The following is a 10,941-nucleotide window of genomic DNA, read 5'->3' as shown; positions in this document are numbered from 1 at the left end:
CCGCGGAGTGGGGACCACAGGGCTGCGCCCTGTGCAAGCGCAGCGGTTCGCTTCGCTCACCGCGCCGTGCGGAGCACGGCGCTCTCCCTTCGCTTCGCTCCGTGAGAGCAGGGAGGCCGGCCGCTTCGCGTCCGGCTGGCCGCGCGATGCGCGGCCGGTGCTGACGGGGTGTCAGGTTCGGGTGTGCGGCTCCTGGCGTGGTGTTGGGGAGCGCGGTGCGCTCCGGGGCGGGGGGCGCTGCGCTTCCCTGCTGGGTGGTCCTCGCGGCTGCGCCTTGAGGATCTTGGGGCCCGCTGACGCGGGCCAGGCTGGCTATGAGGGGTGGGGGGCGCTCGTTCGTGTGGGTTCCAGTGTAGCGGGTGCATCACACGGATGCAGCATGTACCGTTGGCGAAAACACGGGACAGCCACCGGCCACCGGGGCGGGGCGCGAGAAGCGAGGACGCTTTGAATTCGTTGAGCTTCGAAATGCGCCATGAGGCGCGGAAGGAAATCCAACGTGAGGTTACCGGGCTGACGTCGGATCAAATTCACGAACTCTGGGTGGCCGCTCACGGCCTGGAAAAGCAGGACCGACCGGCAGTCAGTACGGAGGAGCGGCTGGCGGCGGGTCCGGAGGAACGAACTGAAGCGGCTCTGGAGCTGGATGGCCGACTCGGGGTGGGAGACCTACTCCCCGGAGAACGACCCGGCCGTGGACCGCTGGCAGCAGGAGAGCGAAAAGCTCGCGAACGGTGAAGCCGCAGGGGCGGATCCCGAGGCACGCCCGGTCGGCGGGGCCTACCAGTTGGAGGACGCACGTCGGCGGTACCTAACCACCATCCTGGACAACGCCCTCACGGCCGTGAGCGGCCGTGAGCCGGCCAACCCGGACGCGGAGCAGCTCAGCCTGCTGGACGACTTCTTCACCCGCGCCGTCGTCTTCCCCGACCCGCACGGCAGCGGCGTACACCCCCGGCCCCACCAGGCCCTCTTCGGCTGGACCAGCGAGCAGCCCTTCATCGACCACGCCAGCGACCCCGGCCGGGCCCTGGCCCTGTTCCTGCTGGCCTACCTGGACCACCACGGCACGGCCCTGACGGCGGCCGCCCGCGTCCCTCGAACGCCCGACACCCAGGCCGCAGCGCACGCTCTGCTTCTCCAGGCCGACGATCAGGACCCGGGCGTGGTCAGTGTTCTGGAGGCGCTGGCCGGCCGGGCCTGGGACGCCTACGGGATCGCGCTGCGCTACACCGGCGCGGCCGACCAGAACGACCCCGAAGCGACGATGGAGGCGATGCGGCACGCCGTGCAGGCCGTCGCACGCGGTTTCGCCGCCGCCACCCTCGCCCGGATCGCCGACGACCCCGCCCTGGACCTCACCCTGGACCAGTGCCACTACCTCGACGCCCTGGCCGCCGAGATCGACCTCGACACCATCGAAGCCCTGGACGGATCCGCCGATCTCCCGCACGAGCGCGCGGATGCCGGCCGGCCCGTCGAAGACTCCACCGCCGACGTCGCGCTCGCCGAAGGCCGGCGCATCGCCCAACGCGACACAGACGAGGGAGACGAGGGAAGCGAGGCACCCCCGGAGCTGATCGAACAGGTCTCCGCCGTCTGCGAGCAGCACTTCGCGGCCGTCACCGGCACCAGCTCCCATCCGTGGGAGGCGGAGTCCCGCGAGTTGGTGGGCATCGCGCTGCGGACCGTGCGGCTCGCGGACCGGGACGCCTACCCGCAGGTCCTTCAGGAGTTCCTGAACGCCAACCGGGCGCGGCTGGAGCGGCTGTGGGCCCGCTACGGGCCGGGCGGGCTGTTCGCGGAGGAAGGCGTCCTGGTCGTCGACATGGCCGCCTGCTGCGTGCTCTGCGAGCGGATCGAGGCCGTCCCGCTGTGGCTCGAAGGGGTCTGGGCGCAGGAGGGCCAGGAGGCGAACGCGCTGGAGCGGCTGCACGACGCCTGGCTGTACAACACCAGCGACAAGGACGGCGGGCGATGACCGCGCCGGAGCAGCCCCCGACCGGGCGAAGTGCACCTGCCGAGACGGCCGCGCTGTCGAGCGATCCAGTGCGCAGGGTGACGCAGTACCAGACCGCGGGCACCAATGCCCGGTTGCGGCTGTTCGCGCTGCTGGAGGCGCAGGGCGGGCCCGCGGGCGAGGCGGACGACCTGGTGGCCGCCGTGGAGGCCGGGGCGGTCGCCGGGGCGCAGAGCGAGGTGGTGGAGCTGGGCGGGATGGCGCCGGCTTCCCGGGGTCCGGTGTTCGAGGACGGCTGGGACGAGGGTGTGACGGCGGTGAGCGAGGCCCTGGTGGGCATCGCGGACCGGGACTGGTCCCGGCACGGCGGCCGCTCGGCCGGGGGTGTCGAGCTGGCCGTGCATCTCGCGGACGTGCGGCAGGGGGAGCGGGCCGGGCTGGAGCGCCTGGAGGCGTTCGTCCGGCAGACGGTCCTGCCGCGCACGTACCCGAACACCATGGAGCGCCGCCGCGTCCTGGAAGCGCTGGGCGAGGCCGACCGGCTGTGCAACGCCCGCAGCATCAAGTACGCCACCGGCGACGTCATCGTGTGCACACGCGAGGCCGGCCACTACGAGGGCGACGCCCCGCGGCGCGAGGAACCGGAGGGCTGGCACAAATGCAACGTGGCCACCTGGATTGACGACCGGCCTTACAACGACCCGCACAAGACCGCCTGAATTCACGCAACGGGAGGCAAGGAAAGTGTCTGCGATTCAGCTCAAGGAACACCAGGTGAAGCAGAAGGCGGCTTTCCGGAAGTGGGTGGGATTCCCCGCAAGATCATCCGTGCCCGCGCGGGGGAACCGGGGCACCATCGTGTCAGCGACCGGTTCCGGCAAGACGATCATGGCCGCTGCGAGCGCGCTGGAGTCCTTCCCGGACAGCCGGATTCTCGTCACCGTGCCCACGTTGGACCTGCTGGTGCAGACCGCCCAGGCGTGGCGGGCGGTAGGCCACCGCTCCCCGATGGTCGCGGTGTGCTCCCTGGAGAACGACGCGGTGCTGAACGAGCTGGGAGTGCGCACCACCACCAACCCGATCCAGCTCGCCCTGTGGGCCGGGTCCGGACCGGTCGTGGTGTTCGCCACGTACGCCTCCCTGGTGGACCGCGACGACCCCGAGGACATGACCGGTCGGCGGAAGGTCCGCGGGCCACTGGAGGCCGCCCTGGCGGGCGGAGACCGGCTCTACGGACAGCGCATGAACGGCTTCAACCTCGCCATCGTGGACGAAGCCCACGGAACTACCGGGGACATGGCGCGGCCATGGGCGGCGATCCACGACAACGCCCGCATCCCCGCGGACTTCCGCCTCTACCTCACCGCCACACCCCGCATCCTGGCCGCGCCCCGGCCGCAGAAGGGCGCCGGCGGCAAGGAGCTGGAGATCGCGAGCATGATCAGCGACCCGGAGGGCACCTTCGGGCTCTGGCTTCCCGGTGCGGAACTGGGGCTGTCGGAGGCGGTGGAGAGGGGGATCCTGGCCGGGTTCGAGATCGACGTCCTGGAGATCGAGGACCCCGACTACTTCGTGGGCCTGTCGCAGGAGGCCAGGCGGGGCCGGCGTCTCGCGCTGCTCCAAGCCGCACTGCTGGAGCACGCCGCCCGCCTCAACCTCCGCACCGTGATGACGTTCCACCAGCGGGTCGAGGAAGCAGCGGCGTTCGCCGACAAGCTGCCGGAGACGGCCGCCGACCTGTATCAGGACACCGTCGACGACCACGCCTTGGAGCAGGCCGACGAGCGCCCGCCCTCCCCGCTGGGCGCCGAGCCGGACGACCTGTGGACCGGCCGCCACGTCCCCTCGGACCGGGTCTGGTCGGCGTGGCTGTGCGGCGACCACACCGTCGCCGAACGCCGCGAGGCCCTGCGCCAGTTCGCCAACGGCACCGACGCCGCCGGCCGCCGCGTCCACCGCGCCTTCCTCGCATCCGTTCGCGTCCTCGGCGAAGGCGTCGACATCGTGGGCACCCGGGGCGTCGAGGCGATCTGCTTCGCCGACACCCGCGGCTCACAAGTCGAGATCGTCCAGAACATCGGCCGCGCCCTGCGCCCCAACCCCGACGGCACCACCAAAACCGCCCGCATCATCGTCCCCGTCTTCCTCGAACCCGGCGAGAACCCCACCGACATGGTCGCCAGCGCGTCGTTCCGCCCCCTTGTAGCCGTCCTCCAAGGACTCCGCTCCCACGACGAACGCCTCGTCGAGCAACTCGCCTCCCACGCCCTCACCCGCAGCCGCAAGCAGAGCAAGATCCACGTCAAACGGGACGCGGCAGGCCGGATCACCGGCGCCGGCGGCGAAGGTGACGGCGAAGACCAGGAGCAGCACGGTCCCGGCGCGGCAGCCGAGTCAGCGCTACTGAACTTCGCCACCCCGAGGGACGCGGCAACGATCGCGATGTTCCTGCGGACCCGGGTCTACACGCCCGACTCGCTGGTGTGGCTCCAGGGCTACCAAGCCCTCACCCGCTGGCGCGCCGAGAACAAGATCACCGGCCTGCACGCCATCCCGTACGACGTGGAGACCGAAGTCGGCGCCACCAAGGACTTCCCGCTGGGCAGGTGGGTGCACCAGCAGCGCAGGGCCCACCGGGCCGGGGAGCTGGAACCGCGCCGCAAGGAGCTGCTGGACGAGCCGACGGCCGGGATGGTCTGGGAACCCGGCCAGGAAGCCTGGGAGAACAAACTGAGCGCCTTCCGGTCCTACCGGCGTGCCACCGGGCACCTCGCACCCCGACAAGACGCCGTATGGGACGATCCGGCCGGCAGCGGGCCTGTGCCGATCGGGCAGCACCTCGCCAACCTCCGCCGCAAGGGCGGCCTGGGCAAAGACCCGGAACGGGCCCGAGCGCGCGCGGCGCGCCTCGCCGAGATCGACCCCGACTGGAACTGCCCCTGGCCACTGGATTGGCAACGCCACTACCGCGTCCTGGCCGAGGTCGCCGCGGACGAACCCGGCGGCGTACTGCCCGACATCCAACCCGGCGTCATCTGGGACGGCGACGACATCGGCACATGGCTCCAACGCCAGAAGCAACCGACCACCTGGGCACAGCTCGCCCCCGAACAGCAGCAACGGCTCACCGGACTCGGCCTGCAGCCCACCCCGACACCGTCACCCGCCCCAGCAACCGCAAGCGCAGCGAAAGGCACGGGCAAAGCACAGCATGCCTTCCAACGCGGCCTGACCGCCCTCACACAGTGGGTCGAAAGAGAAGGCCAGCGGGCAGTCCCCCGCGGACACAGCGAGGTGATCACAGTAGACGGTCAGGTGGAGGCCGAGCCGGTGGTCGTGAAGCTCGGCGTGTGGATCTCCAACACCAAACAACGACGCGACAAACTCACCCAAGAACAGCTCCACGCACTGCGAACGCTCGGCATGGAATGGGCATAGTACGTGAGCGCACGGGACCGTACGGGGCGGAGCCGCAGCCGCACTGCGTCACGCCGGGCACGTCCCGGCCGGTCCGCCAGCGGGCGCGCCCGGGGACACCTCCCGAGGGGGCGCGGGCAGGGCGGCAGCGAATCCGCTCCCCCGGGTGTGCCCACGGGCCCGGTCCCGGGCCGGCCAGCCCGGGAGGCCCGGGTGGGCGGGAGGCCCGGGCGTCGCGGCGCCGGGGTCCGGCGGAGCCTGCGGAAAGCCGGTGCGCCGCGGCGCGGCCCGCGCTTAGGCTGGCCGTGCCGCGGGAGTGAGACATCCGCCCGGCACAACCCCGAAGGACTTCACTGAGCACGTCGTTCCCCTTCCTGCAGGCTGGATGGCCAAGGCCGCGCAGGAGCACCCGCTGCACGACCACTTCGATTCGGCTGGTGGAAACGGCGGCCCAGGCGGTTTCGCCCCGGCCATCGTCGCGGCCTTCGAGAACATCATCGAGGCCCTGGAGACGGCGCAGCCCGAGCGGCTCGCCAGCGTGCGCTGTGACTTCCGCACAGCCTCCACCTTCGACGACCTGCTGATCACGCGAGCCGAGATGGTCGCCGGCGCCAAGCTCGCCCGCGCCGGGATCCCCTTCGACTTCGGACGCCGCAACGGCGCCACCGAGCCCGACCTGATGCTGCGCGACATCAACCTCGCCATCGAGGTCAAGGCCCGCCGCCTGGACGGCGTGGAGGACCTTCGCGAGGAACTGCAGACCGCGCTCGCTGGAGTCATGCCACCGGCCCTGGTAGACATCAGGACCGACTCCCGGCCCCTGCAGATCAAGAAGATCGAGCGGGACAAGGTGGTCCAGGAGACCGTCCAGCGGCTGCGCACCCAGGACTACGGCACCGCGGTGACCGCCGTGGACCAGCCCTGGTCGGCCCGCAAGCGCCTCCTGATCCACGTCACGCTCCTGCAAGCCGGCCTTACAGGAAAATCGCACATCACCGTCACCGGCGGCATCTGGGGCGCGGAGCCGGGCCCGCACCTCACGGACGTGGAGGACCAGGTGCGGGCCGCCCTGAAAGACGACCAGAAGCTCCGCCAGGCCGGCACCAGGCCCACCATCCTCCTGCTCGACATCGCCCGCACCAGCCTGGCCCACATCCGCACCGGGCGGATGTGGGTCCAGCGCCTGGCGACGCTACTGCCCGACACCACCCCGTTCATCGGCGTCGCCGTCATGACGCCGACCCTCAACGACCCCGACGTGGGCATCTCCCTCGGCGTCCACGCCAACCTGTCCGACGCCAACCGTGTCGCCGTGAACGACCTCGCCTACGCGTGCGGAGCCCGCCTCCCCACCCGGTGACCACACCACGCGCACTCAGAATCGTGAAGGCCTGCTGGCTGTGGGAGTGTCTAAAAGTAAGCGCCAGGTGTGAGGACCAGGTCGTGGAAGGGTTGCTTGGTCAGGCGGCCAGTCCGTCGGGAGGACCCGGTGGCCTGTAGGCCGGCCCGGGCCGCCAGATCCTTCGGTTGGGCAATAACGTGATACCGGGGTGGTGCCGCCCTTACGGCACCACCCCGGTTGCAGCTCGATCAGCGAGGGCCGGCGTTGCCCAGGCTTACATCCGTCGCTGGTGTCCTCCAGGACGACCGAGCAACACCCCGACGCGAGACTCGTGCTGGAGTACGGCGGAGCGCCCCAAATCCTCGCGCAGCGGCAGCTCGACTACGGCAACCCAGCTGCGGCGCTTCTCCGGTTCGCTCAGGTGCTCACCGAGCCGGGCACCGATCGCGGACGGCGTATGGAACCGGTCGGCCATCCCGACGTAAAGGATTTCCTGGGCATGGCCGAGAGCGATGTACAGACCGACGTGGTGGAGCAGTGCTGCCGTGCTTTCCCACAGCGTACGTATCTGCGGCTGGGAGATGACCAGGTCGTCTCCGAGGAGTTCGACAACCGCCCTGGACACGGTGGTGGTCCAGCGCAGCATCACTCCTCCTTCAGGTTGGCCAGCGAGCCGACCATCATCATGGCCTGGGCGCTGATCACGGGCTTCCACGCCTGCGAGACCTTGCCGCCCTCCCCGAGGTACTTGGTGTAGTTGTTGATGGCGGTCTGCGAGTCGGTCACGGCGTCGCTGATCTTCAGTTCATAGTCACTGTTTTCCAGCAGCTGCGTCTGGTTCTTCTTGAGCTTCCACTGGTCCCGCAGCCACTCGTCCGTCACGGGCGAGATCTGACCTGTGGCGGATCGTTTCGGCTCGTAGCGAGTTCCCGGCGCCGGGAGATCCTGGCTGACCTGCGGAAGCTCCTGCTTGCCGTCGAAGGTCCAGTACGTCTCGACGATGGCCTCGCACTGACGGCGTCCCCACGCGTGGATCGCCGTGGACTTGTCAGTCACCATGCGGTTGACGAAAGTGGATGCCTGGCCTCGCGCGCGGGTGGCCTCCTGGGCACCGTAGGCGCCCTGGAGGGCTCCAGCTGCCGTGGCCGCGATCAGGGTGCGGATCCGGGCTTCGGCCAGCGCCTGCTTGCCGATGGGGGTGTTCGGGTTCGCAGTGATGCCGTCCATTACCTCGGAGATGGGCCGCCAGACAGGGGCCGGCGGCAGTGCCGAGCTTCCGACCAGCAGGGACTGGGCCGCGGCGGTGTGGTAACCCGGCTTCGCGGTCGGCAGGGCGCGGTGCACGAGGTGCGCGACGACGCTGCCGCGGCGCTTGCCGGCCCGGGTCGAAGGACCGATGCCGTCCATGTCCAGGTCGCTGTAGACGTTCTTGGCGGCGGTGCTGGCGCGGCTGAAGGCCCATACCGCCATGAGGGCCAGGTACTCCAGCTCCATGCCGTCAGGGCGGTCGGACGGCATCTTCATGTACCTGACGATGGCTGCTCCGTACACCGGTACCTGGTCGAAGATGCCTGCCTCGGCGAGCCGGCCAAGGGCGTGCTCAGCCAGGCGCGAGACCTTGGCTCCTTCTCGGAGTTCCTCGGGGTCGCTGTGCACGGTCTCGTAGCGGCGGGTGAGCGAGGCCGTGTAGTCGCGCGGGCCGGGGCCCGTGTATCGGGCTCCGATGACGACCTGCGCGGTCGTGGTCCAGCTGTGCACGGCAGCCAGCGCCCTGTCTGCCCGGACCTGCACCGTGCGAACACCACGGTAGGACACCTCGACGTCAAGGACGTCGTCCGAGGTCTTCGCGGAGAGGAGCTGCTCCCGCGCCTGGCGGAGGCACGGGATGAGCGTGTCGATGACGCGCTCCTGCTCGGCCTTCTCCAGCATGGTGAAGCCGTAGAGCTCGAAGGGGAGCCCCAGAGCAGCAGCGAACCGAACCAGGGCCTCGAACTTCATGCCGGCGCGACCGTGGCCGTCGATGGGCGTGATCCCGTGTGCTAGGGAGTTGCCCTGATTGTCCACGATCCGCAGGAGAGCACCCTCGATCGGGCGCCGCTGTCCTTCGGTGGTTACCGTACGGATTGTGCGGTTCGGGGAGGAACTGGTGACCTGCCGGATCGTCCACCGCTGGCGCTCGGCGGGACGGTCGAGCGCGCGGGGCCCGTCGCTGCACACCTGCAACACGGAGGAGTCCGCGGCGCTCTGGACGGCCGGGCTGAAGGGCACGGCACCGAGTTCGTCGCCGGTTCCGCTGTAGTCGCTGCTCTCCTCGTCGCGGACGTTGGAGACCATGAGGCCGAAGAGCGTGAGAATCCGGATGGGCGGCGTGATGATCTGCTTGTAGCCGCCGAGCACGCCACCGTCGAAATAGTGGAGTTCGCCGTCCGAGCCGAGGTCCTGGGCGAAGAGGCTCTTGACGGGGCCAGGCGATTCGGCGGCGCGGGCGAGGAGGAGCAGCCCGTCTTCGTCGGGCTGGCAGTCCGACTGGCTGATGATCGGGCTACGCCGGATCGCAGCGGCCAGGCTGCGGGTTCCGTTGGCGGGCGCGCGGTCCCGGATCTCGGGCAGGGTGGACACGTCAAACGAAGTCATTGAGTCGGCAGCTTCCTGCGTTTCGTGAGGTGAGGCACGCAGGAAGGCCCTGCGCTCCCGGATCAGGCGGATCCCGGCCGTAGCCGGACCTGCGCCATGCACCGGCCGCGCACGGTGAGCGAAGGGGCGATTCCGGCCTTGACCGGACCTGGCGATCCCTCACACAACCCGTACGGGGCGCGATTCCAATCACCCTAGCGCCAGCCACCGACAGTTGATGCCGGAATTTCGAACTCGTCCTCGACCGAAGCAGATCCATCCTTCCGAGATGGGCCGAGGGTGCCCGGGGCGGCGCAGACACGTCATGTGCGGTCGGGTTGCCGGATCTCAGCGAGGCGCGAGGCGCAGGTACATCGGCAGGACCGTGCGCATGAGTTGCTCTCCTCGGGTGGTGATGGCCTCGAAATCGCTCATGGCCATGGCGGTGAAATTGGTCGGGTAGGTAGCGACAGCGCTGCGCGGGACGAGGTCGGGGGGTGGCGCGGGAAGGCGGTCGTCTTTCATGCCGAGGTAGGCCAGGGCAAAGCCGTCGATGCGTCCGCTGGCGGCCCATTCGTGCAGTCGGGTGCGGGCGGAGTCCTGTGCCTTGCGGTGGACGGTGGTGAAGGAGCGGCTGAGGCGGCCGAGCATGAAGTGCGGTGCTTTCACGGTGAGTTCGCCCATGCCGGCGTCGCAGGAGATGATGAAGGGGACGTCGTAGACGTGCTGGGTGTGGTGGGGTGAGCGGCCGGGTTCCAGGACGGACAGGCCGAGGTTGTCGTAGACGCCGCCGTCGGTGAGCAGGACGGTGTGCTGCTGGTGGTGGCCGTCGCGGTGCTGGAAGGTGAAGGTGCGATCCAGCGCTGGCAGGAGCGCAGGGTAGGCGGCCGAGGCGGCGACAGCGGTGGCGACGTTGATGGGTTCGGTGATAGTGCCGTAGCGCGAGCAGCCGCTGCGGGCGCTGCCGAAGCGGACGGCGTTGGTGGTCGCCAGGTCGGTGGCGGTCAGGACGATGTCGAGGCCGGGATGGGTGACGTCGGCCATGGTCCGGGTACCGAAGGCCTTGTGGGTCAGGACGGTGGCCAGGGCGTCGGTGCGGTTGGCGGGGCGGGCGACGCTGACGCTGCTTGTGCGGGAGAGCAGTCCGCGGGCGCCCGCGCAGGTGGCCGCGGCGAGGTTGCGCACCACAGCAGAGGGCGTGAACGCCTGGCGTGCAATGTCCCGTTGCAGGCCGGAACGCAACAGGTCGGTGGTGGAGGCGTCGAAGTCGGCGAAGTCGGTGGGGCCGTAGGCCCATAGGGCTGCCAGGAGGGAGCCGCCGGAGATCCCGGAGACGACGCGGACGTGGTCCAAGAGGTCGCGGTCGTGCAGGGCACGCAGGCAGCCGAGGTGGAAAGCCGCGGCGCGGGAGCCGCCGCCGGACAGAGCGGCAGGGACTCGTACGCGCTGAGGCGCACTGTCGTTGCCGCAGGTCACTTCCGCGTCGGCGGTCAAGCTGCCGGCCAAGGACTGACTGACCCAGCTGAGCCTTCACGACCGGTACGAGGCGGCGGTGTCAGTGGATGTGCTTAGGCTATTGGAGTTCCCTGTTGGGCTCGCATCGGGACGG

General features: G+C 69.9%; 7 protein-coding genes. 4 read left to right on the top strand and 3 right to left on the bottom strand.

The annotated features are described in order from the left end of the window. Positions 1-646: 646 nt before the first annotated feature. The 4 genes from RLT57_RS30675 (at position 647) to RLT57_RS30660 (ending at position 6,737) form a co-directional block, all read left to right on the top strand. Entirely contained in the window at positions 647-1,981 is a 1,335-nt protein-coding gene (locus tag RLT57_RS30675; RefSeq protein ID WP_311300509.1) for a hypothetical protein, read from the top strand. Positions 1,982-2,058: 77 nt separating this feature from the next. Then, positions 2,059-2,679: a hypothetical protein gene (locus RLT57_RS30670; protein WP_311300508.1), complete on the top strand. Its 621-nt coding sequence runs from the start codon at positions 2,059-2,061 to the stop codon at positions 2,677-2,679. Between the two features lie 25 nt (positions 2,680-2,704). Next, the gene (locus RLT57_RS30665) at positions 2,705-5,398 is read left to right on the top strand and encodes a DEAD/DEAH box helicase (RefSeq protein WP_311300507.1); all 2,694 of its coding nucleotides are present in this window, start codon (positions 2,705-2,707) and stop codon (positions 5,396-5,398) included. Positions 5,399-5,762: 364 nt separating this feature from the next. After that, positions 5,763-6,737 carry a hypothetical protein gene (locus RLT57_RS30660; RefSeq protein WP_311300506.1) on the top strand — a complete coding sequence of 325 codons (975 nt, stop codon included), beginning with the start codon at positions 5,763-5,765 and terminating at the stop codon, positions 6,735-6,737. A gap of 256 nt (positions 6,738-6,993) precedes the next feature. On the opposite strand, the gene RLT57_RS30655 is transcribed toward RLT57_RS30660, so the two are convergent. The 3 genes from RLT57_RS30655 to RLT57_RS30645 form a co-directional block, all read right to left on the bottom strand. Next, positions 6,994-7,365, bottom strand: coding sequence for a hypothetical protein (locus RLT57_RS30655; RefSeq protein ID WP_311300505.1), 372 nt, complete (start codon positions 7,363-7,365; stop codon positions 6,994-6,996). Further along, on the bottom strand, positions 7,365-9,353 hold the full coding sequence (locus RLT57_RS30650) for a hypothetical protein (protein ID WP_311300504.1): 1,989 nt from the start codon (positions 9,351-9,353) through the stop codon (positions 7,365-7,367). Before RLT57_RS30650 ends, RLT57_RS30655 begins: the two co-directional genes overlap by 1 nt. A 327-nt stretch (positions 9,354-9,680) precedes the next feature. Next, positions 9,681-10,838: a patatin-like phospholipase family protein gene (locus RLT57_RS30645; RefSeq protein WP_311300503.1), complete on the bottom strand. Its 1,158-nt coding sequence runs from the start codon at positions 10,836-10,838 to the stop codon at positions 9,681-9,683. Between the last annotated feature and the right edge of the window lie 103 nt (positions 10,839-10,941).

This window comes from Streptomyces sp. ITFR-21, assembly GCF_031844685.1.
In the GTDB taxonomy this organism is placed as follows: Bacteria; Actinomycetota; Actinomycetes; order Streptomycetales; family Streptomycetaceae; genus Actinacidiphila.
This window is presented reverse-complemented; position numbering and strand designations above follow the sequence as displayed.